We start from the raw sequence: 23529 nt of genomic DNA on the forward strand, positions 1-23529 counted from the left end.
GGTCGCGCACGTAGTCCCTCGCTGGAACGGGGAGTCTTCAGATGACCATTCCCAATGGCAGACCGTATTCCAGCATCAGAACGGTCTTCATCCGAAGGCCTTACACCCTGAATACCGTAGAGCGGAAACTCAGGAAGTACGCAGCATTTTGTAGGTCAGGCTCTGTACGGGCCTTCGCTACAACCTGCTCGAATGCCGGTTTTTAGCTTAGCGTAGGATTTCACACTCTGCTGCAAACGACCCCCGATCCGACGGTGGGCCAGACCGCGCTGCGGGGCGAGCTGTTGCGCCTCGCCGTCGATCCGCGGTTCCGGGTCCTCGGCGTCTTCGACGGCGCGCTGCACGACGCCCTGCCGGTCCGCCTGGAGGCCGCCGGGGTGGCGCATCGCGCGCTGGTCACGGGCGAAGGCGAGCTACAGACCGTCGGGCCGTGGCTCGCCGATCCCGCCCCGGCGCAGCCGGAGGCCGGTCCGGATGTCGATCCGGACGACCTGTCCGATGCGGCGCTGGCGGACACGGCGAACCGGCTGGCCGCCGACATGAAGGCAGCACTGGAGCGGGGCGACCCAAAGGGCGGCGGCGTGCTGCCGGGCGAGGCCGACTGGTGGCCGGGCCGGGGCGGCGGCGACCTGCGCGACCGTGTCGAGGCCATGGCGGCCCTCGAGGCGCGCGCGCCGGGATCGGCGGTGTTCTGGATCCTGCCGCGGGAGGTCGCGCCGGATGCCCTCTGGTCGCATCTGCGCCGCATCCGGCAGGTCATCGTTCCGGCGAATCATGTCGAGACCGGCGCCGCGACCGACGCGCGGGCCCCGGTCCTCCTGCGCCATGCCGACGGGGACGTCCTGACGGAGCTGCTTTCCGCGCTGTCCCCGCCGCAGGTAGCGCAGTTCCTCGGTCCTGCCGCGGGCCTGCTGTTCCGCGCGCCGTCCCACCCGGACGCGAAGGGTGGTGTCCTGTGGCGGGTCGGGGCGAGCGACGCGCCCGCGCCCCCCGGCCCCCTGACGCTGGACGGCGCGCAAATGGACCGCATCGCCGCCACGCACCATGCCGGATCGCGCGAACGGGTCGGCCAGTACCTGCGCGACGTGGTCCCGGGCTGCGCCGCCCTCGACCGCGCCGCGCTGGCTGACCGGGTCCGCGCCTACGAGGAGGCGGGCGACCGCATGGGGCTGGAGACCGAGCGCGGGCACATGAAGTGGGCCTACCTCATGGCGGTGACGGAGGGCGGCATCGACGCGCCCGAGACGTGGGACGCCCTGCACGAGACCGAGGCGTCGCCGGACGCGCGCATCGACGACGTCCTCGCGGCGCTGGACGGCCTCTGGGACGGGGCGGAGGGCTGAGGGATGGGCGGGCTCCTCAGGCTTCTGCGAGAGCTGCTCAAGCGCAAGCCGGCTCCGCGCCCCGATCCGCCGCGTCGCCCTGCCGATGCCGGCCGCGAGGCGGACCGCCGCGGCTCGCCACGGGCCGGGCGGGGCACGCCGTGTCGCGGATGCAGCCGCCCCGGCCGCCGGCACGACCCCTGCCGCACCAAGGGGAACGACCCGACCAAGGAGCGCAACTCGATGGCCGATCCCGATCACAAGCCGCAGATCGATGCGGAGATCGACGAGATCGTCGCCGGCAACGTCGAGAAGGTCGGCGAGCACTGGATCGCGCCGTCGGGCCGCCGCTACGCGCGCCACAACGACAGCCTGCACCCCGTGGACGGCCCCGGGATCGTCGATCTGTCGCGGATGCAGCACCAGCTGGTGAAGGAGTTGAACAACAAGGGCCTGGATGGTGCGGGGCGGATGATGGACGCGTTGCGGCAACGTGGCATCCTGACCGCGGACGAGGTCGCGCAGGTGGTGGATCTATGGAACAAGTGCCCCCGATGACCCGCCCCGCGATCCCTCCCGCCCCACATCCCGACATCCTGGTGGCGCGCGCCGTGCCGTGGGACCGTCTTGCGCGCGGCCTGAGCGGCACGCTGGGGCTTCCGGCGTCTCACGTGATCCGCGGCGCCCTGCCGGCCGACGCGGACTACGACGCGCTGTTCGACCGCGGCTATCTCGTCGTAGGGCGCTATCCCGCCGGAACGTTCGAATGGATCGCGCAGGGCATGATGCGGCCCGGTAGTCTGACCGACGACGCCATGCGCGCCCTCGCCGCCGCCCTCGGCACCGTGGTCTGCCTCGACCGGTCCGTCCGCGATGCCGAACCCGACGTTACCGCCTACACGCCGGACGCCGTCCACCCCGGCATTTCCGTCGCCGAACGCGAGGACCGGGACGGCGAAACGTTCCTGACGTCCAGGCAGGTCGAACGACTGATCGAGGGGAACGTCGGGCGGGCCTAAGGTCGGCGGATGGCGCGATAGGGCATACCTTCTGAAACGTCCCATGCAGATACCTTTCGCCAGCCTGGTGCGATCGTCTGAGGGGATAGGTCTAGATCGCGGTGCGTTACCAATCTTGGGTCTTCTGGTCATCATCGTGACCGCCGTTACATACTCAATTGCCAGGTTCGAATTTTCGGCGTAACGCCTCGACGAGGCTACGACTCACCGGCACCGTCGCACCCCCCGACATTGGAAAGGGACGAACATGTCTCAACTGTCGCCTTTGGGCGACGCGTTTCGTCCGTTGGACGGGGCCGTCGTCCCCATGACCACCATCCAGGACACCGCCGCGCAGGCGGCCGCCGATCCTGTCGCGGGCAAGACCGTCGCCGAGATCATGGGCGAGATCGTCTGGCTCATGACGCAGGACCCGTCCGCGCGCGACATGCCGATCCGCGAGATCGAGCGGATCGTGATGCCGGCGATCCTCACGCGGGCTTTTCATATCAGCTATATCCGGGTGGAAGCGACAGGCGTGCTTCAGCCCGTGAGTGTAGAATTGAACCGTTCGCTTCGAGCAGCGCGGGCTGACGCCGAACCGGGCAAGGACCGCCTACGGTTTTCCCTACCCCGTCACGTTCGCGATTGCTGAGGCTATCTGAGATCCTCAATAGGCATCGCAATGAACACTGGCTCTTTTATCATCCGCGGTCGGCCCGGCTTACTGACCATCGTAATTGCGCCGATCGCCTGCGTCATTCTGTCATTTACAACGCCTGTCGCCGCTCGGGCACTGGACTGCGACCTCTACCATGGATCGGATCCAGTTCGGCACCCGATTGCGATCTACGAGACGGCTCCGATGCTGGGCGGAGTCGCTGACGTCGAAGAGTTAATCTTCGATCCACGCTACGGCTTCGAGGGCCGCCCTCCGCCCGCGTTCGATCCTCCGCAGTCGTCGGTTCTCTTCGAGATCGACATAGCGACAGGATTACCGCGTTTGGATCGCTCTCAACAGTCGATCCAAGGCGGCGAATACATGACCTTGCTTGTGCTGGGCAACGCGCCTGGAGCCCTTGCCACGTCGCTCACCGCCATCGTCGGCGCTCCAGTAAGCGAGCCACTGGCACCTCCGTCGTTCCGCACCACCGGTGAGAGCCTCGCAGGATACGAACTCGTCTCCGTCGCGAGACAGGATGACTCGGCGGTGGAGCGTCTGCAGGTCGGGGTCGATCGCGCAGAGGACGGCCGGATCACGTCGATCCTCTCGTGCGACCGCCGCGGCGTGGTTCCTAATCCGACATGTAGCGTCCGGGAAGAGGCGGATCGTCTCCAACTCAAGACGACCTTTCTCCGAGACCATCTCGATGAGATGGACCGCATTCGCAATCGCGCAGCCGATTTCGCGGCTTGCCTTTTTGAGCACTGACAATGGCAAATATTACGCAAAATCAACTCAGCACGCTTTCGGGCTTCGCCGCATCGGCGAACCGTACTGGATACTATCAATACCTGGACTCCATCGGGGTGGGTTACGAGTATGGTCAGCTTGCTTTGGACGTCGTCACAGGCGACAGCCGAAGCGGGCGCCTTGCCAACCTGTTCCTCGCCGAGACCGCGCAGGCTCGATATGGCGTCACCCTTCAGCCATCAGATGCGCAACAGATCAGCGTCGCGCTGATGCGTGCCGATCTTGCGGCACGTCAAGCGGCCTTTCAAGGTGGAGATGCGGGGGCACTCGACTACGCTGCGATCCGCGATTACCACGGTCAGGTCTTTACGTCATTCGGTCTAGGCGTTGACGCATGGACTGCGACCGTCCCATTGCGTCTCGCCGCGCAATATCCCCAACTCCTTGTCAATCCGGCGGGCGGCGTCTTCACTAGCGGCGCGGCTGCCGAGGCGCATATGTGGAACCTGCTCCTGGATGCGGGCGGCGTGACTTTCGGGCTCAAGAACGCCCCGCAAGCATTTTTGCCGAATGCTCAGACAGCTATTCATGACTGGGTCGCCTTCGTCGCGAACGCGACGGGGGATCCCACCGCGATCGCATGGGCGAGCGAGGTTACAGGATACACGATCGATGAACTCGCCTATCTTATGGGCAACATCGGATCACCTTATCCGCCAGACCCTGGCAGGTTCTGCTTCCCCGCCGGCACGCCTGTCGCCACCTCATCCGGCTCCGTTTCCATCGAAATCATCCGCCCCGGCGACGTAGTCTTTTCCTTTGACGCCTCCGCAGACGACGGGCGTGGCGCGCTTGTCCCCGCCCGCGTGGTGCGGTTGTTCTCGAACGAGACGACGGAATGGCTGCGGCTGTCGTGGACGGAGGGCGGTGCGGCGTGCGAGCTGACCGTCACACCAGGGCACCGCTTCCTGGATGCGGACGGAACCTTCCGGCGCATCGATGCGATCCTGAAGGATGCAGCGCCTCGCGTGGTGCTAGAGAACGGTACGATGGCCGACGTGACGGCCGAGCGGATCGTCTGGTCGGAGGCCACGGCGGACCTCTACGAGGCGGCACTGCCGATGGCGCGCGCGGCGGGCGACGGGCTGGCGCATGGGGTCTCTTCGCAGGCCTGGCGGTCCTACAACTTCGAGGTGGAGGGGCTGCATACTTACGTCGCGGGCGGCGTGCGGGTACACAACGACAGCCAGGCCACCATCGACCTCGCCGGCAGCCTCGGGCGGACCTTCGGGACGCAGCTGGGACAGGCGCTGGTCGCCGATGGCAGCCAGTTCGAGAAACTTCTCGCGGGCACTGCGCTCGGACTCATGACCGAGAATCTGGCCGAGGTCATCACCGATACCGGCTTCCACCTCTTCGACGGAACACAACTCAATTTCAGGTCGTCGCTCAGCGTGTCGATGCGCCAACTCGGCGATATTGGGTCGGAGTTCGGCGCGTCGCTTTCGGCCGGCGCCGTGTCGCTGATGGTGGCGGAGTTGGGCGAGGCGCTCGGGCTCGACGGCTTCGGCGCTGACCTCTTCAACTTCACGGCCACGACCTATGCCGGCTCGGTAGTCGAACAGGTGGCTCGCAACCCGACGGCCGCGCTGAACGGCATGGATTGGACCTCGCCCTGGGGCGCGGTCGGCGGTGCGGCCGGCGCGTTCTTCGGATCGCAGCTCGCCAACAAGGTCCTGGCGCCGGCCTCGCTGCAGGGGTCCATCGGCGGCTCGCTCGGGTCGATCGTCGGCACGTCGACGGCGCTCAGCTTCGCGGGCGGCAACGCGATCGGCGGGCTGGTGGGCAACATCCTTTTGCCGGGCGTCGGCGCCTTCGTCGGCTCGCTCCTGGGCACGTTCCTCGGCAACCTGTTCGGCGACGATCCTGACCCGCGCGCCTGGATCGACCTCTTTGCCACGAAGGCCAATGAAGGCGGCTATACCGGCGACTACAAGTTCTGGACGCTTTGGGAGTCGCTCGACGGCTTCCCGGCACAGACGACCGAGGATCTCGGCCTCGCCGTCCGCGACCTGACCCAGGGCTACTTGCGCAACCTTGAAGCGCTGGAACTCGCCAACGCCCATATCGATAACTATTCGGTCGGCCAGGGCCATCGCGACCTGACTGGGCTCGAGGCCAACCCGCTGATCCGAGTACTCCAGAAGATGTTTATCGACGTGGATAGCAAGGGTAAGCTCAAGTTCTTCGTCAACGGCACGCAGGTGAACTCGGCCGAGAAGATGGTCGACGGCGCGGTCCTTGCCTTCCTGAAGGAGGCACAGCCCATCGGGGGCGATCTCCTGGTCAAACGGGCGGCGGCCAATTCGACCGCGACCGACAGCGTCACCTTCTCGGCGCATCTCGCCGTGGCCGAGGAGTTCGGCCGCTACCAAGAGGATCGCGAGGCGATCAACGCGATGATTGCAGCGGAGCCCGATAGCGTCTTCACCGCCGGCTGGGCCATCGCCCTCACCCAAGCGCAGGAGCTTCGCCTGAGCCAGCTCAACCAGAACGACTTCAATGGCGGGCTTCAGGGTTTTCTGCATTCCCTGGCGCTTCTTGGGCTCAATGTAGCTCCCGGTGACGTGACCATATCGAAGGTTGCCGGCGGACGCGCGCAGATCGAGATCAAGGTCGCTCAGGCGGATATGATCCCGGGACTTACGCCCTTCTTGGCCAATGCGGTCACAACCGTCGAACACGCCGACGGCAGCGCCACGCTCCGTCTGCTCTACGACGGCAACATGGGCTCGGTCGGCTATACCGACGTCACCGGCAAGACAGCCAGCGGCTCGACCTTCCTCGTGACCGGCGAGACGTCGGGCCGTGACTTCTGGATCGCACCCGACAATGCGGCCTATCGTTTCGAGGATGTCGGCACCGGCCGGATCAAGGTGGGCGCGGCCGAGATCGAAGCCAGCGACGACATCATCCTCGGCCGGGGCGGCGCGGACACGCTGCTGGGCGGCACCGGCTGGGACTGGATCGACGGGGGCGCGGGTAACGACCTGATCCGCGGTGGCGAGGGCGACGACGTCCTGCTGGGCGGGGCAGGCAACGACACGCTCTATGGCGATCAGGGTCGTGACTACATCGAGGGCGGCGCGGGCGCGGATGTCATCGCGGGGGCGAGCGGAACCGATCCGGCAGCGCCCGTCTGGTTTCTCGACTTCGCGACAGCGGGATATGCGCGGTCCGCCGCGGCGGTGCAGGTCAACCTGACGACGAAGACCTATACGGGCGGCGACGCGGCGGGCGACACGCTCGTCAACATCGCCAACCTTGTCGGATCTCGGTTCAACGACCGCCTCACCGGCAACGGCAACCGAAACGTCCTGGAGGGCGGCGCGGGGGCCGATACGCTCGACGGTGGCGGGACGACGACCAACCCCGACTTCGCGTCCTATCAGCGGTCGCCTGTCGGCGTGACGGCATCGCTCGGCAATCCAGCCATCAATACGGGCGACGCCCGCGGCGACGTCTATATCGGCATCGAGGGCCTTATTGGGTCCAACCTCGACGATGTGCTCCATGGCGACGACGGCGCCAACTTCCTCTGGGGCGAGGCCGGCGATGATATCCTCGTCCTCGGCAAGGGCGCGGACGTCGCACTCGGCGGGTTCGGTTTCGACGTGGTGAGCTACCGGACGCAGACCGCTGGAATGACGATCAACCTGACCACGAAAGCCAGTTCCTCGGCCGTCTTCGCCGACGACACCTTCATCGACGTCGAAGCCTTCGAGGCGACGGATCACAACGACACGCTCATCGGCCGCGCGGTCGGCGATGTCCTGATCGGCCGCTCGGGGAACGACAACATTCAAGGCTTGGATGGAGACGACGCGCTCGACGGCGGAGCCGGAGCCGACACGCTTGCGGGCGGGGCCGGTGCCGACATTCTCACCGGTGGCACCGGCAACGACGTCCTGATCGGTGGTCTGGGCCAGGATCGGCTGGACGGTGGAGCGGGCATTGACCGGGCGCAGTATCACACGGCGAGCTCGGGCGTGGTCGTGGACATGGCGACACCGTCGCTGAACACTGGGGAAGCCGCCGGCGACGTGTTCATCGGCATCGAGAACCTCCACGGCTCCGCCCATGGCGACGACCTGCGTGGCGATGGGCAGAACAATACGATCTGGGGATGGGACGGCAACGACACGCTCCATGGGCGCGACGGGGCGGACACGATCTACGGCGGAACAGGGAACGATATTCTCCTAGGCGGGACGGGAGCCGATCTGCTTGATGGCGGGTCGGGAACCGACCGCGCGCAATACGGCGCGGCCTCGGCTGCGGTGCGGGTCGATCTCCAGACCCCGACCGTGAACACGGGCGAGGCGGCTGGCGACACCTTCATCTCCATCGAGGATCTACGCGGCTCCCGGCACAATGACGATCTACGCGGCGATGCGCAGAACAATGTCATCTGGGGCGCCGACGGAAACGACATCCTCCGCAGCCGGGATGGCGCCGACCATCTGCTGGGCGGCAATGGAAACGACACCCTGTTTGGTGGGGCCGGTGAAGATCGGCTTGATGGCGGATCGGGAACCGACCGCGCCCAGTACAGCGAGGCCGCCGCGGCGGTTCGGGCCGATCTCCAGACCCCGACCGTGAACACGGGCGAGGCCGCCGGTGACACCTTCTCGTCGATCGAAAACCTTCACGGATCGGCCTTCAACGACGACCTGCGCGGCGATGCACTGGCCAATACGCTCTGGGGCTGGGACGGGAACGATGCGCTCCACGGCCGCGACGGGGCCGACCATCTGCTGGGCGGCAAGGGCAATGACTCGCTTTGGGGCGGCACGGGCGCCGACCGGCTTGTCGGCGAGCAAGGCAAGGATATCCTCTACGGCGGCGCGGGGGACGGGGCGCGCGACGTCTTCGTCTTCAGCACAGTCGCCGACAGCCCTGTCGGGACGAACCGCGATGTCGTCTATGACTTCGTCTCAGGAATCGACGATTTCGAGTTCGCAGCGATCGACGCCAATACCAGCATCGCAGGAGACCAAGCCTTCGTCTTCTCCGGTACCACGGCGCAAGCCCATGCGATCTGGTTCACAGCTTCAGGGGCTGACCTAGTGGTTCGCGCGGACAACAACGGCGACAAGGTCGCAGACATGGAAGTCATGGTCGCCAATATCGGAGCGCTTATGGCGGGAGACTTCGTTCTGTGAGGGTGCACCCCACTGGAACGCTTGGGTGAAACGTCCGGCTGCACGCACGGTGTTCCAGTAAGGTTACTCGCATCTTTCCGGAACGGGCTGGCGGCGAGGTCTAGACCCATGCGGCACGTCTGGAGCAACGTTCCTGAACCGCTCGAGAACGTTCACTCGGCTCCGCCCGTGCCACCTGCCTCCGCAGCCTTCGTCCGTGCCAGCACCCGGTAGACCGTCGGCCGAGACACGTCGAAGACCTCCGCGAGGTCGGAGATCGAGTACTCCTCCGTATCGTACATCCTGCGCAATTCGGCCTGACGGCGGTCCGACAGCTTTGGCTTCTTACCCTTGAGCTTCCCCTCTGACCGAGCGACGGCCATGCCCTCTTGGGTTCGCATGCGGATCAGGTCCGCCTCGAACTCGGCGAAGGTGGCGAGGATGTTGAAGAACATCCGTCCCATCGGATCGGCGGGGTCGTGGACGGAAGGACCGAGGGCGAGCTTGACCCCGCGCTTCTCCAGCTCGTCGGCGATGGCGCGGGCGTCGGGAACGGAGCGGGCGAGCCGGTCGAGCTTGGGCACCACCAGCGTGTCGCCCTCCCGCACGGCGGCGAGGGCTTGGTCGAGGCCGGGCCGCGCCCGGTTCGCGCCAGTCAGCCCGTGGTCGGTGTAGATGCGGTCTTCGGCCACACCGAGCGCGATCAGAGCCCCACGCTGCGCGGCAAGATCCTGCCCGTGGGTCGAGCAACGGGCGTAGCCGATGCGGGTGGCGGTCATGACGCGAGCTCCGGGTCCGCAATCTGTAGCGATAGACCCCCCGTCACTGAGAATGTCAACGTACCACCTTTGTGAGAATGCGGCCGCCCTGCCCCGCTTGGCTGCTCGTAGCCGATCGGAACGCTCTTCGAGGCGTCCGCTGATCGACCGGCTTGCGGACACTGCCCAAAGCCGCCGCCCACTATTTAGTTCGTCAACGTTCGCTTTGCTTCATGGCACATAATAACTACGTCTAATATTTCACCCGAGATACAAAGAATGACAACGTTACCTTCAATTGGGCGATCTCATTGTTCTGATCGATGAGGAAGCAAGACACAACGGTTCTACGAGGTCCTAATCGGAACATCGCTCAGCGCAGGCTAAGCGCTCGCGGCTTGGGCCAATGCATGGGGAGCGACCAATTCGGGAAGGTATTGTGCGATCACGGCTCGCGTTTGCTGCTCGCCCCGGCGAATAAGGCGATCGATCCATGGCTTAGGCATCGCCGAGAAATCCGTTGGATAATCCTGCACGTCACCCCGCGGCACGAGATTTGGCGGGGGATGGGCTAGCTCGGCATCATTCTGGTCGAGGAACGGCATAGCGAACCCGTGGATCGCGCCTGCGTCTCGCAGATCGTAGAGTCGTTTCACGGATGCGTTCTCGGCCCGGCGCGCGGTGCAATCGTAGGATGCCCTCATCCGCCCGTACGGTCCGAACCCCGGATCCTCTCGGGTGAGGCCGTAGCCTGCGCGGCAAGCGATAATCGTGTCGATCTCAGGGAAGGGAAGACTGATTTTTGGGTCTCGATCTGGCCAAAGAGGCCCCAACCCAAGGTTGTCGTAGACGCCGCCATCCGTCAGCACGACCCGCTCTGAAGTGATCAACCCGCGGTGTTCGAACCGCGTATGGAGGTCCAAGGGCGAGAGCGACAATGGGTAGGCAGCCGACGCCGCTACGGCATAGCCGAGTGGGGAATCATTCTTCGCAAGGCGCCCGAACCGGTATGAACCGCTATGCACTTTAGAGAAACGAAACGCGGACCTCGTCCGAAGTTCTGTTGCGTTTACGATGAGCAGCGGTCGCTCGGCGGGGAGGTCCGATACGCGCAAGCCGTCGAACAGGTCATCTTCGAAGACCCTCTGCAACAGCGTCGTCGCACTGATAGATTTTGGCAAAGGTTCCCGCTTGCACGCTAAGCGTGCAACCGACGGATCGGCAAACGCACGGTCTACGGCCCCAAACATACCGTCGGTGATCAGACGGACGATCCGCCGGGCCGCGCGGCTCGTCCCGCTGCCAAGAAGACGCCAGCCCAATTGGGTTGATATGGCCTTGCCAAGCGCCGGTCGGACGAAGCCACGCGCAAGGTGATGCCTCACACGGTTCTCGAACACCTCAAATGGTTCGACGCGGGCGGCGTATAGGGCGCCAATGACGCTGCCGCCGGACACCGTGGAGATCACTTTCACCCTGCCCAGGGTTCCCATCTCCTCCAAAGCGCGCAGGCAGCCTAGGTGAAACGCCATCGCACGCGCGCCGCCGCCTGACAAACTGAGACCGATCCTCGGGGCGCCCATCACGCGGCTTCCCCATGGCAGGCCTCTGGTTCTAAGGGAATCGATGCTCTGTGTGGCCCGAAGGCTACCGTGACGGCGTCCTCACCGACGATCGCCATAAGACCAGGCAACGCTTCCATGCCGAGCGTGGCGGAAAGCCAATCGAGCTGCTCCAAATCCACTGGGCTCGGCCGCGTGTCGATCCCATCGGGGTGGCTGTGCCATTCGCCAAGATAGCGGACCTGTCCCATCGTCCTGTCGCGGATCCGGTCCAGATGGGCGCCGACCCCGGCTGTGCCCCGGACGAACCCGTTAGGGCTTTGCTCACTGTCGATGGGCGCCGGGGCGGCATGGAGGATGTGCAGCCGTCTGGCGGGGATGTCGACCGTGCCGGTCAGTACGCCACCGGTCTCCTCGGGGAGGGCCCGATCGCGCATCGCCGTCAGTGAAGTCCGGACGCCCGCGTCCAGCGATACCGTCCAGCCTCCAATATTGACCGTGTCAGGCGTGGACGCGTCTCTCTCATGGCAGCCGATGGCCCCGTTGGACGTCATGAACCATACGCGGATACTCCCACTGGAGCGTTCGACGGCCCGCACGATCCCGGTCGCGGCGAGACCACTCAGAACCATCACGTGCGACTGAGGAATTGCGCTGGTGATAGCCCCGCAACTTCCCGAATAGGCGATCCGCTCGGGCTCTATCGAGTAATGATCTTCCATTGCTGGAACAACTGCCGCGTCTTGGAGGAACTGTGCCTCCAAGTCGCGCAACGTAACGTCTCTATTCTCAGTCTCGGCGAGGACTACAACGGCTGTCCCAACGGGGTTAAAGAAGGCCGATACTCGCCGTGCGGAGCTTGGGTGGTCGTTCAAGAAGCGCGCAGCCGCCAGCGACGCCGTCGCGTCGATGACAAGATCAGCCCCGTGGAGCGCTGCGTCGATCGCATCGCGGCCCATATCAGCGGTGCTCACATCGTGTGGAATTGTCGTCGCTACGTCGTGCTCATCAAGGATGTCGGTCAAATACGTCGCCAAGACATCGGCTTTGCGATGGAAGGTGGCCCCATGCCCGGCAACGTGGCGGGCCGCGTTGTGGGGTAGGAACACGTCGGGATCGATGATCGTCCAGCGGTACCGACCTTCACGCGCGAGGCAGGTTGCCAGATGCGATCCGATGGCACCCGCACCGATGAGTACGGCGCGCCGCGCATCGTTGGTATCTGTGCCAGCGTACCGCGCCGCCGCAATCCGGTCCATCGTCACATGTACGTCACAGGGGAGAAGCGCCGTCTCCGAGAGCATGGATGCGTCCCCTGGGGTGGCCCCGATGGCACGCGCCACGTTCAGCCGCTCCGGCTCGTTAACATCCGAATCGCAGGGGTGGGCCACGCCCAGATTAATGGCGACCTGACCGAGGGAATGGGACGCGAGGAACGCAATGGTTTGGGTGTTTGCGGACGCTCCGCTGGTGACAGGCATTTGAAGCACGACGAGCAGTCGACCGTCGTCGAGTGCTTTGCGGAACGGGGGTGGCGTATCGAGAGCACCGATAAACGCGACCGCTAGAAGTGCCGGAAGGTCTATGCCGCGATCTGCAAGGTAGCTGGCCAGTTCTGCGAGCGTGCAAGGAGCGAAGCGCATGCGCGTCATCGCCTCCGGCGGTACTGATACAACCAATGGGCTGTAAGCCGCACCCATCACCCCACCTTCAGGAATGTCCTCCACGCCCATGATTTCAAGATCGCTGCCATCACCCTTCCTGACAGCAATCAGGGGTTCGGAGGCGGACTGGTCGAGGAGCCTTCGTGGCACGAGGGCTCGCACGCCGCTGGTGATCAGGTTCGGATCGACCGGTTGCGCCGCATCGTGCAGTTCCCCCGCCGCCGCACGGCGAAACCAGTTCAAGACGCGGCCCAGGAGTTCGGGCGGGCCCCATGTCAGGCGCGCTTCGTTCCAAGGACGTTCATCAATGCAGATTGCCGGAGGGCGGTCGGGCAGTGAGAGGTGTTGATGTCCGGTGACAGGGAAGTCCGCCCGGAGCGAACGCACCATCGGCATGCCTGCCGCGTCGTGGGAAAACTCGACGCCGATCCGTTCCACCGCCTTGATCCCGACCGCGCTGTCCTGCGGGCGGCCAGTGTGCAGGTCGAGGACGACGAGCGAGGAGCGCTCGCCATCCCGCATGTCGCGCACGATACCGACCGCGCCGCCGTATCGCTCCATATAGCGCACAAAGGTCTGCGCCTCCGCGGCCCGGAGAGCTTCGACGGCCACTTTAGTCCCGAATCTGTCGAGCCAAGCGTCAATCACCGCTCAGCCCGCCCGCGGATTCGACCGCGCGGTCTGGGCGGCGGCGTTAGGGGCCGCGAGCACTGCCGCGATGCCGGCGGCGGTAGCCTTGTAGCCGAAGGGTTTGGGTTGGGCGGTGCTGGGCTGTTCCATGGTGACGCGGAACGCAGCGTCCCGCCCGAGGCGGCGGTGATAGTTCGCCGCCTGGCGGTGCGGCGGCTGCTTGTCCCGATCCGCTGCCGTGCCTGCCTTTGGGATGGACCAGGACGTCGACACGATCACGGCGTTGTCCGCTCGGTAATCCTCGAACAGGCGTTTGGTTTCGGGAATCGGCACGGTTGCCGCATCGCCCGTGCCGCGCTCAGGGCCGATCGACAGATAGCTACAATGGTGCGGGAGCTTAATTAGATCCCACTCGAGGCGGTGCGCGTTTCCGTAATACTCCGACGTTCTAACGATATCCGCGAGCGCTTCGTGGGTGACGTCGGAAGCAAGCAGGACGCGTGAGTCCCGCGTTCCTTCCCGGAGTACGGCCTGCAGCACAATGCTGTTCTCGTTGCGGTCGATGTAGGTGCCGTCTTCCTGCTTAGAGGCGAACGGGCTATGGATGAAAAACTCGCAACGCTCGGGTCCGGCCAGTTCGAAGCCCGGCACGCAGGTACCTGCGTCGACGAAGAGATGAGCCACAGCATCGAAGTTGATTGCCCGGGCCATGAGATGGGGGCGTAGACGTTCAGGCCGAGAAAAGACCCGAACGCCGTGTCCTTGGCGAAGACGGTGCATGGCCTCCCGCTGCACGAGCGCCGCGTCGCCCGTCAGGTTGGTCTCAAGGATCGCGGCTGCTGGAACCCAGAGTTCTCCAATGCTGACGCGGCTCTCACCCGGGAAAGTCGTCCGGTGGTCCAGCCTGAACGTGTCGCCGATCCCGTGACAGTGGTCATCATCTAGATGGGTGACGCAGAGCACAGCAACGCTGTCTTGCCCGGCGCGGCGGAGTGCGGACTTCAGTTCAGCATCGAGATCACAGCGCTGGTCGTCTTCGTCCTCCGAATTCCGGACGTCGGCAAAGTCGAACACCACGAGACGGTGATCCGCTAGGTCAAAGATAGTACAGTCGGCGTTGCCGAGCGGGTGGAAAGTAATGGTGGCAGTCATGGAGCCCCCGAGGCTTGAGGTCAACGTTGGTTGGAAGCTAGGGGTTTCCGAGTCGCCCTGTCAACATGACAAACGGTTCTTTATGACACTGCTGATGACAACGCGCGGCGCCTTTCCGCGATGGCCAGTCCTTGCAACGTTTGGGACGTTGACATGAACTACCTATTGACAGAACAGTCTCGTCATGGACCCCAACGCGTTCTACGCTCAGATCGGCAGTAAAATCAGCGCGGCACGACGCAGCGCAGGGCTTACGCAAACTGCAGTCGCGGAAGCAGTCGGCGTCTCACGCGCGTCGTTGGCGAACATCGAAGCCGGTCGTCAACAGGTGTTCGTCCACCATCTAGTAAAGATCGCGCGTGCGCTCGAAATCGGCGACCTCTCCAGTCTACTTCTTCATGACCCAAGTGAGCAGGACAGCGATATGGGCGATAAAGACGTTCGATTCTCCGGTGCTGACCTGTCATTCGAGGAAAGGGAAGACGTCCTTGCTTTGCTGGGTAAAGCCACATCGAAGAATGATCACGACGACGCGTCATCTCTAAGATGACGTATATTCCACCCAATAAGATCGAAGGCAAGGCCACTGCCCTTCTGGATAAAGTTGGCATTAAGGCGCCCGCCATTTCGGTAGATCGGATCGCAAAGGCGCTTGATGCAACGATCGAGTATTCCAAGTTGGAGAACGCGCTTTCCGGTCTCGTGTTCCTCGGCAGTGATCGCCCGATCATTGGGATAAACAGTCGGCATCATAAGAACAGGCAACGATTCTCGATCGCGCATGAGATCGGACATATCGTGCTGCATGCCGCCCAGATCGGTAAGGACGTCCATGTGGACCGTGGCTTTACGGTTATGAGGCGGGATACGCGGTCGGCACAAGGCATCGACGTTTTAGAGATACAGGCGAACCGGTTCGCGGCAGCGCTCCTTATGCCTAGGGCTTTTCTTGAACAGTCTCTACAAGATGACGGCATAGATATTGATGATGAAGAGGCCGTCGCAGACCTCGCAAAAACATATGCCGTTAGTCGATCGGCGATGCAGATACGGCTCGCCAGTCTCTTTACTTAAAACCTAGAAAAAGAACGCCTTGTGGCAAAATTGAATTAGTGCCTTCGTATGAGCAAGTAGCGGACGTCATTAACTTTGAGCCTCCGTTTCGGCCAGAGGAACGCCGCCGCAGTGCATTCGCAGCGAACGATCGCTTTCCCGGCTATGTAAATGGTCCTTATCGGCATTAGATTAGTGCCTTGAACCGGGCTAAGGCGGCCGCTGCGTGAACCAAGCCCTGCCCTTCCATCTTGCGTATGAGCCCGTCCGCATCGAGCTGGGGATGCCGTAGGCGCTCACGCATCCGGCGTATGGCCCCGACCCCTTCCGCGCTGTCGAGGTCAAGACAGTCGGCGATGAATCCATCAGCCGTGACGGCCTCGATCTCCCAGGCTTCGAGGGCGGCGGTTGGAAAGTCCTTCACGTTGTCGGTGACGATCACGTCCGCCTTGGCGCCGATCGCAGCGGCAAGGACATGCACGTCGCCCGGGTCCGGCAGGGCGAGATGCTCTTCGATGGCACGGTCGTGGAGGACCATCGCCTCTGGGAAGGCGGCGACCATCACGGCACGTTGCCGCGCCGTGTCGGCCTTCCCTTCGGTGATCTTCGCAATGGTCCGCTCAGTCTCATCGAGGATCGCGTCGCTCCAGCGCAGCCGGAAGAGCCCTGCCTCGGCGAGGCTCAGGATCAGGTTGCGCCGCAGCGCCCCGCCTAGGACGCAGGCGTCGAGCAGCGCCGTGAACCGATCCCCTCGCCGCATCAGATGAGGTCGGCGTCCAAACGCGCGAGTTCATCGAGCGCCTTGCTTCGTTCGGCGTCCCGCCGTGCGCGGTAGGCGAAGAGGTCCTCAGCCCGGACGCGCCGGTGACGCCCCACCTTGTGATGAGGGATCTGGCCTTCCTCCAGCAGCTTGATGAGGAAGGGCCGCGAGACGTTCAGATGGTCGGCTGCCTGCTTCGTCGTGAGCTCCGCCTCCAGCGGCACAAGGGTGAAGCCCCGGCCATCCGCGACGAGCCGCAGGAGTTCGAGCAGCGAGGCGGACAGCGCTGGCGCAAGCGTGATCGGCGTTCGCTGGCCCTTCGCATCGGCGAGTTCGAGTTCGACCTGTCCATCCTCCTTCGCTTGCGAGGCGAGGATGGTCAGCAGTTGCTCGGCGCCCCGCACCTCGATCTGGTCGGGGAGCCGGCCATCGAAACTTTCCTGGCGCAGTGCGGGCATGATGGAAGCCTCCTCTTGGTGATGGATCACGACATAGGTTTCCATCGCCATAAACGCAATAAGTTAAATAAGTGCAACGAACGCGGGGTGCGCTCGCTGCCTCCCCGATCACTCTGCCGCTTGCGCTCCGGCCTCTGCTTCGAGACGCAGCGGCGGCAGGGCGTCGACGATCTTCATCGTCTCGAGGCTCACCGTGATCACCTGCCGCAGAAGGGTCAGGGGGTATTCCGGATCGCCCATGGTCTCGATGGCGAAGCGGTTGGCGTCGTTGACGATGTCGCTGCCCTTCTTGGTTTTCGGGTTGTAGGCGTCCTTCGTGACCGACTGGCGCTCCATGACGTGCTCGATCGCGCTCTTGCCGTTCACCACGTAGCGGTAGGCCGCTTCGGGGACGTCCGTCAGGGTGATGCGGTCGTTGTAGTGGATCGTGGTGCGATCCTGGTTCGGGCGCTTGCCGCCGAAGCGCATCTTCTCCACGCGGTAGAAGGCCTCGGGGTCTTCCACGACCCAGGTGCGGGGATCGCCCTCGCGGTAGGTGACGGGATGGGGCTCCACCTCCTCGTAGCCGACATGCAGGTCCGCGAGCGTGCGGCCAGCGTCGCGGAAGGCGCGGTAGTCCTCCACGCGCGCCACGGCGGGGATGCGCGGGAGGGCCTTCTTGAGGTTGTCGGCGTAGCGGGTCCGGTAGTCGGGTGCGTGCAGCAGGCCGTAGACGTAGTGGAACAGGTCCTCCTTGGTGATCGTCCCGCCGGGCCAAGCGGCCTGGAAGTGAGCGAGGCCCGCGTCGGTGATCCCGTCGCGGCGGACGAGGCCGGGGCCGTCTTCCGACGGGAAGAGGTCGGGGGTGTCCCCTCCCTCCCTAGCGGGCTCGTAGTAGTGCAGCGGGAAGCACTGGGAGCCGGCCATATCAGCGGTGTGCAGCGCGGGCGGGCGGTTGACCATTAGGGCTGAGAACGCGCCGCGATGCCCTGTAGTGGAAAGGCAGATGATCGGTGTCACCGTATCGGCCTCCGGGAGCATGCGGGGAATCTGGAGACGTGTCTCGTTGAGGTCCGGATCGAAATAGAGCCATCGCGTTGTGAACGGCCGGTAAGTCGCTAAGCGAAACGCTGAAGGATTGAAGGCGATGTTGCGATTTGCTTCCGCTTTCTTTTTCAGGCCCCGTGACCAAGCGATCTTGCGCGGGTCCCGCTGGATCTCCGGGGCCGAGACGCTCGTGCCGGCAGCAGCTGAGAGACTACTGGAGTAGCTGTCAATCAGCTTACGCGTGCCCGCCTCAAGTGCCTCACGCGAGCTATTGAAAGCCCAAGGATCACGACCGGATAGAACACCCATGGAATAGGTCGCGAACACTGCGGGATCGGCGTCCCGCGCATTATCCCCGATCTTTATGAACGCATCGAACGACGTATCGCGCTGGTTGATCCAATCGCCGTGCTCGTCCGGGGCGATCCGGGTCCAGCCGCCGGCCTCCCCCACCCCGCCCGCGCTGCCGAACTCGCGCACGATCCGGAGCTTGTCGTCGCGGCTCAGGTAGTCGCCGATGTCGTGATAGTGAACCGCCCCCGCCGCTGGTGCCTCGCGTCGTTTCGTCAGCACAGAGACGGCGATCGGCGCGCGGCTCCCCGCGTCGAAGACTTTGCCGCCTTCCTGCCGCGACCGTTCCCCGCTGGTGCGCTGGTTGCCGCGCAGGTCAAAGATGCGCAGGTCGCTGAACTCCTCCACGAGGCAGCGGCGCACTCCCGCGCTGGCGTTCCCGTCAAGGAAGCCGCCGTTAGTAACGAAGGCGATCACGCCTCCGTCCTCGCCCAGTCGGTCGGACGCCCAGCGGATCGCGCGGATGTAGGAGTTATAGGTGTCGCTCACATATCGAGCGTTGCTTTGCGCGGCATAGGTTTCCCTAATACGACGATCCAGCTTCGGGTAATCCACCTTCGCATCGTCGCTATTCGCATCTTCCTCGCCCACGACATAAGGCGGGTTCCCCACGATCACCCTAATGTCGAGCTCACGCTGGCGCGTCCGCCGCTCGGCGTTGTCGGGCAGCAGGTCGTCGTGGCGGTCCGGGTGCTCGTGCAGCGCGAAGGTGTCGGTCAGCAGGATGCCGCAGAAGGGCTCGTAGGCCGTGGCCTCGCTTTCGCTGTTCGCATCCCCCACGAGGTCGGCATAGACCGTCTCGATGTTGATTGCCGCGATGTAGTAGGCTAGCAGGATGATCTCGTTGGCATGCAGCTCCTCGCGGTACTTGCGCGCCAGGTCCTCCGGCGCGATCAGCCCCGATTGCAGCAGGCGCGTGATGAACGTCCCCGTCCCCGTGAACGGGTCGATGACGTGCACCCCCTCCGCCCCGATCCCCACGCCGAAGTCGCGGCGCAGCGCCTCGTCGACGGAGCGGAGGATGAAGTCCACGATCTCCACCGGCGTGTAGACCACGCCCATGCGCTTCGTCGTGCGCGGGAAGGCCGACTTGAAGAAGTCGTCGTAGAGCTGGACGATCAGTTTCTGCTTTGCGGCCGGATCGGTCAGCCCCTCGGCGCGGCGGCGGACGGAAGCGTAGAACTCCTCCAGGCTCTCGGATTCGCGGTCGATCTGCGCCTCGTCCAGCCGGGCGACGATGCCCTGCATGGCGCGGGAGATCGGGTTCTCGTCGGTGAAGCGGTTGCCTTGGAACAGGCTCTCGAACACGGGCCGCGTAATGACGTGCTGGGCCAGCATCTCGATGGCGTCGGCCTCGGAGATCGCCTCGTTCAGGTCGTCGTGCAGCTCCTTGAGGAAGGCGTCGAAGGTCGCGCGGGCCTCCGGGTCCTCCAGCAGTGCCTCGATGCGGGTGATGTGCCGCTCGGCGATGCGGGCGATGTCGGCGGCCCAGCGGTCCCAGTACTCCTTGGTGCCGCACTTCTTGACGATCTGCGCACGGATGGCGGCGGAGAACTCGTCGACGAAAAGCTCGCCCTGCGAGGTACCGCGCGCGCCGCCCTCACCCTCGTCATCGCCTGGGGCGCTGCCCTGGCCGATGCCCGGCCCGCCCGAGCCGCTCGACTGCCCTGGCAATTCGGGGGCGACGGCGACGATCTCGATCCGGCTTCCTTCCGTCTGGCCGAGGTGGATCTTGTTGATGTCCCCGTCGAGCCGCTCGTCGTGAGAGCGCAAAGCGTTCAGGATCTGCCAGACGACGCGGTAGCGTTCGTTGTCGTTCAACGCCTCCTCCGGCGAGGTGCCGGCCGGGATCGCGACGGGCAGGATCACGTAGCCCATCTTCTTGCTGCGATCCGGTGTCTGCCGCATGACGCGCCCGACGGACTGAACCACGTCGATCTGACTCTTGCGCGGGTGGAGGAACATGATCCCGTCCAGCGCGGGCACGTCGACGCCCTCCGACAGGCACCGCGCATTCGTAAGGATGCGGCAGTTGTCCTCACCTGGGTCGGCCTTCAGCCAGTCGAGCAGGCGGCCGCGGCTGTCGGCGTTGAACGTGCCGTCAACATGACGGACCTCGCAGTCGAGGGTGAGCGCATCATCTGGGTTCTGGCTGCGGAACTCCTCGGCCACGGCGGCGAACTCGTCTTCAATGATCCTCGAGGACTTGATGTCCCGGCAGAAGATCAGCGCACGCCGCATGGCGCCGGTGTCCGTGCCGACGTCGATCTTGAGGTCAGTCTTGGTCAGCGCCTTGTAGCAGCCGACGATCTTGGTTGCATCGTCGAGCGCGAGGTCGCTGTCAGACGTCTCAAGGCGGCGCTGGACCGAGCGAGCGACCTTCCCCTCATCCACGGCAAGGACGATGACCTTGTAATCGACCAGGAGTCCTTTCTCGACGGCCCAGGAGAAGCCACGCTCGAACAGCGTCTCACCATAGGTCGCTGGGTCGTCCATTTGCGCGAGGGTGAGCGACTGTTCCTTGGCGCGCTGGCGCGCCGCCTCGCCGTAGATGCGCGGCGTGGCGGTCATGTAGAGGCGCTTGGCCGCGCGGACGTGCTCGTCGCTGTGAATGCGGACGAAGTTCGACTCGTCCTCCTCTCCCGTCGTCACGCCGGTGGTCCGGTGCGCCTCGTCGCAGACGATCAAGTCGAACGCCTCGAGCCCTGCCTCCTGCGCGGCCGAGATTACCTGGATCGACTGGTAGGTCGCGAAGACCGCCGTCATCGCCTCTGGCGCGGCATCGGCCATCTTGTCGGCCAGCGCCGTGCCGTTCGTCGTCGCGGGATAGGCAAGATCGTGAATGGCAATGTCGGCAGTGTCCTGACGGCCCTGCCGCTTGCCGACCTTCGCGTCCGAGCAGACCGCGAAGGAGCGCAGCGGCACCGCGGCGTCGTTCGTCCATTCCCGCACGGCCTGCGACATGAGCGCGAGCGAGGGGACCATGAAGAGCACCGTGCCGCCCGCGCCGACCAGATCCTCGGCGATGCGCAGGCTCGTGAAGGTCTTGCCCGTCCCGCAGGCGAGGATGAGCTTGCCGCGATCGGCCTCCTCAAGCCCTGCACGGACGGCCTCCAGGGCCTCCTTCTGGTGGGGGCGCAGGGTCTTCGCTTCGGACACGCGGACCTCGCCGGTCCGCGCGAAGTCCGACCAGAGGATCGGGCTCGCCTCGAGGTCGCTTAGGCCGATCCGGTTCGTGGGGATCGTCTGTCCTTGCAGCGCCTTCTCGGCCCGATCGGTCCAGTTGCCGTCGCTCGTGTCGACGATCAGCCGCCGGACGAAGCCCTCCTTGCCGGACGCGGTGAAGAAGCTGTCGATATCGCCTTTGTCGACCTTCTTCGTCTCGTCGTAGAACTTGCACTGCACCGCGCAGAAACCGGACCCGTCCGCCAGAGTGGCCACGAGGTCGATGCCGCTGTCGGCCGCATCCTCGCCCAGGCCCTTGGCCCACTCCTCATAGGTCTCCACCTTCGAGAAAAGGGCCGCCTGGATGGGGTCGTGACGCAGATAGACGGCGGCGATCCTTTCGAAATACGTCCCCTTCTCCCGCTCCGTTCGTGCGGTCTCGCGGAAGCGCTCAAGCAGGTCTCTCAGATCGTCGCTCATTCCGCGGGGCATCTTTCAGGCAGTTTGGTTGGCGCTACGACAATCGGCGTTTGGACGGGCGCTGCGCAATGGCCGTTTGACGCTTCGAGGCTTTTTGGCCTGCTCAAGTTGCGTGGGGTAATCGTGTGTCTGCCGCAAAGGCCCGCTTCCTGCTCTCCCTCTAGCCGCCGGGGGCTCGAGGCGTCCCGCTCTGCGGGACCGGGCTCTACTCGCTGCACTCACCGAGCCGCGCGGGGCGCGTCTCGGCCTTCGGTGACGATCCCTTCGCCGGGTGGGTGGCCCAGGGGTGCACGCCGACCGCCCGTCGCGCTCATGGGCAAGGTCCGGGCAGGAAAGAGTAAAGGCTGCCGCCTTTCCGGGTGTTCACGCACCCGAGGAAAGGACGAGGCCCATGCCCCGCACCCCGCGCAAGACCCCCCGCAGCACTCATCCCAAGGCCGACGCGGCGCAGCTCATCACCGACGAAATCGTGGCCCTGCTGGAGAAGGGCACCCTGCCCTGGCGCCGGCCGTGGCGCACCGCGGGCGGCGGCGTGCCGCTGCGCCATGGGGGCGAGGGCTACCGGGGGATCAACGCGTTCCTGCTCGGCATGCGCGCGGCGCTGATGGGCTACACGAGCCCCTACTGGATGACCTTCCAACAGGCCCGGGCGATGGACGCCTGCGTGCGCAAGGGCGAACGGTCGAGCGTGGTCGTCTACTACGGCACGGCGAAGGCGAAGGATGCGGAGGATGGTGCCGGCGGCGACCGTTCGGGGTCCGACGGAGCCGAGGGCGACGGCGGCAATTCCGGCGCCTACCGCTTCCTCAAGTCCTACCGCGTGTTCAACGCGACGCAGATCGACGGGCTGGACGCGCGCTTCCATCCCGAGCCGGAGGGCGACCCGGCGGACGGCCCCGAGCCGATCCCCGCCTGCCAGGCCTTCTTCGACGCGATCGGCGCGGACGTGTCCGTGGGCGGCGACCGGGCCTGCTATGTGCCCTCGGCGGACCGCATCTACATGCCGCCCATGGCGCGCTTCGAGAGTGCCGAGAAATTTTTCGCCACACTGGGTCACGAGCATGTCCATTACACGAAGGCCCCGGACCGGCTCGACCGCTCCTTCGGCGCCTCGATCTTTGGCAACGAGGCGTACGCGAGGGAAGAGCTCTGTGCGGAAATTGGGGCCGCTGTCCTGGGGCAAAGGCTGGGGTTTACCGCCCATCATCTCGACGACCACGCCGCCTACATAGCCGAGTGGATCAAGGTGCTCCGGGGCGACAAGCGGTTCCTCTTCACCGCTGCCGCCCATGCCCAAAGAGCGGTGGATTGGCTAGTGGAGGCCGCCGCGAAGGGTGGCATCGCGCTCGACGACGACGGACCGGCTCCGATCCCTACCCAGGCGGTGGAACAAGCCGACGAGGTCGCTGCCTAGCATGCCAGTAGCGCGCATGTCCCGGCGCGGCATCCACATGGCGAGGTCCCTGCCCCGTAGAGGGGAGAGGGGCCTCCTTCCCGTGTGCAACCAGCATCCACGAGAAAGGAACCCCGCC

At 64.9% G+C, this 23529-nt stretch carries 16 protein-coding genes; 9 read left to right on the plus strand and 7 right to left on the minus strand.

Going from position 1 to position 23529, the window contains the following annotated elements:
- Nucleotides 1–254: 254 nt before the first annotated feature.
- The 6 genes from JAN5088_RS17670 (at nucleotide 255) to JAN5088_RS19485 (ending at nucleotide 8959) form a co-directional block, all read left to right on the plus strand.
- The gene (locus JAN5088_RS17670) at nucleotides 255–1343 is read left to right on the plus strand and encodes a DUF4123 domain-containing protein (protein ID WP_055684171.1); all 1089 of its coding nucleotides are present in this window, start codon (nucleotides 255–257) and stop codon (nucleotides 1341–1343) included.
- Between the two features lie 3 nt (nucleotides 1344–1346).
- The gene (locus JAN5088_RS17675; protein ID WP_055684172.1) at nucleotides 1347–1880 is read left to right on the plus strand and encodes a hypothetical protein; all 534 of its coding nucleotides are present in this window, start codon (nucleotides 1347–1349) and stop codon (nucleotides 1878–1880) included.
- Nucleotides 1877–2341, plus strand: coding sequence for a hypothetical protein (locus JAN5088_RS17680; RefSeq protein WP_055684173.1), 465 nt, complete (start codon nucleotides 1877–1879; stop codon nucleotides 2339–2341). Before JAN5088_RS17675 ends, JAN5088_RS17680 begins: the two co-directional genes overlap by 4 nt.
- A 307-nt stretch (nucleotides 2342–2648) precedes the next feature.
- A complete protein-coding gene (locus JAN5088_RS17685) occupies nucleotides 2649–2975 on the plus strand; it encodes a toxin-activating lysine-acyltransferase (RefSeq protein ID WP_158448511.1) in 327 nt (108 codons plus the stop codon).
- Nucleotides 2976–3005: 30 nt separating this feature from the next.
- Nucleotides 3006–3752, plus strand: coding sequence for a hypothetical protein (locus JAN5088_RS17690; RefSeq protein ID WP_143114905.1), 747 nt, complete (start codon nucleotides 3006–3008; stop codon nucleotides 3750–3752).
- Between the two features lie 2 nt (nucleotides 3753–3754).
- Nucleotides 3755–8959 (plus strand): hypothetical protein, encoded by a 5205-nt coding sequence (locus JAN5088_RS19485; protein WP_143114908.1) that lies wholly within the window; start codon nucleotides 3755–3757, stop codon nucleotides 8957–8959.
- Nucleotides 8960–9111: 152 nt separating this feature from the next.
- Here JAN5088_RS19485 and JAN5088_RS17700 read toward each other — a convergent pair whose 3' ends face one another.
- From JAN5088_RS17700 to mblB, 4 genes are all read right to left on the minus strand, one after another.
- Entirely contained in the window at nucleotides 9112–9717 is a 606-nt protein-coding gene (locus tag JAN5088_RS17700) for a recombinase family protein (protein WP_055684177.1), read from the minus strand.
- 362 nt (nucleotides 9718–10079) lie between these two features.
- Nucleotides 10080–11279: a patatin-like phospholipase family protein gene (locus JAN5088_RS17705; protein WP_055684178.1), complete on the minus strand. Its 1200-nt coding sequence runs from the start codon at nucleotides 11277–11279 to the stop codon at nucleotides 10080–10082.
- Nucleotides 11279–13534: an anti-phage 6A-MBL system cap2_3 protein gene (cap2-3, locus tag JAN5088_RS17710; protein ID WP_143114911.1), complete on the minus strand. Its 2256-nt coding sequence runs from the start codon at nucleotides 13532–13534 to the stop codon at nucleotides 11279–11281. The genes JAN5088_RS17705 and cap2-3 overlap by 1 nt, the downstream gene beginning before the upstream one ends.
- Before the next feature lie 39 nt (nucleotides 13535–13573).
- Nucleotides 13574–14704 carry an anti-phage 6A-MBL system MBL-fold protein gene (gene mblB / locus JAN5088_RS17715; RefSeq protein ID WP_055684238.1) on the minus strand — a complete coding sequence of 377 codons (1131 nt, stop codon included), beginning with the start codon at nucleotides 14702–14704 and terminating at the stop codon, nucleotides 13574–13576.
- Nucleotides 14705–14888: 184 nt separating this feature from the next.
- Here mblB and JAN5088_RS18455 point away from each other — a divergent pair, with 184 nt between their 5' ends.
- Entirely contained in the window at nucleotides 14889–15254 is a 366-nt protein-coding gene (locus tag JAN5088_RS18455; RefSeq protein ID WP_074962715.1) for a helix-turn-helix domain-containing protein, read from the plus strand.
- A complete protein-coding gene (locus JAN5088_RS17720) occupies nucleotides 15251–15778 on the plus strand; it encodes an ImmA/IrrE family metallo-endopeptidase (protein WP_055684180.1) in 528 nt (175 codons plus the stop codon). The genes JAN5088_RS18455 and JAN5088_RS17720 overlap by 4 nt, the downstream gene beginning before the upstream one ends.
- A 166-nt stretch (nucleotides 15779–15944) precedes the next feature.
- Here the strand turns inward: JAN5088_RS17720 and JAN5088_RS17725 are convergent, their stop codons facing one another.
- The 3 genes from JAN5088_RS17725 to JAN5088_RS17735 form a co-directional block, all read right to left on the minus strand.
- Nucleotides 15945–16517: a PIN domain-containing protein gene (locus JAN5088_RS17725; protein ID WP_055684181.1), complete on the minus strand. Its 573-nt coding sequence runs from the start codon at nucleotides 16515–16517 to the stop codon at nucleotides 15945–15947.
- Nucleotides 16517–16975, minus strand: coding sequence for a helix-turn-helix domain-containing protein (locus JAN5088_RS17730; RefSeq protein WP_055684239.1), 459 nt, complete (start codon nucleotides 16973–16975; stop codon nucleotides 16517–16519). The genes JAN5088_RS17725 and JAN5088_RS17730 overlap by 1 nt, the downstream gene beginning before the upstream one ends.
- Before the next feature lie 108 nt (nucleotides 16976–17083).
- A complete protein-coding gene (locus JAN5088_RS17735) occupies nucleotides 17084–21997 on the minus strand; it encodes a DEAD/DEAH box helicase (protein WP_055684182.1) in 4914 nt (1637 codons plus the stop codon).
- A 391-nt stretch (nucleotides 21998–22388) separates the two neighbouring features.
- On the opposite strand from JAN5088_RS17735, the gene JAN5088_RS17740 reads away from it, so the two are divergent.
- Nucleotides 22389–23411, plus strand: a complete 1023-nt coding sequence (locus JAN5088_RS17740) for an ArdC family protein (RefSeq protein ID WP_074962716.1) — start codon at nucleotides 22389–22391, stop codon at nucleotides 23409–23411.
- The last annotated feature ends 118 nt before the right edge of the window (nucleotides 23412–23529 follow it).

The sequence above is a fragment of the Jannaschia rubra genome (genome assembly GCF_001403735.1).
Classification (GTDB): Bacteria; Pseudomonadota; Alphaproteobacteria; order Rhodobacterales; family Rhodobacteraceae; genus Jannaschia; species Jannaschia rubra.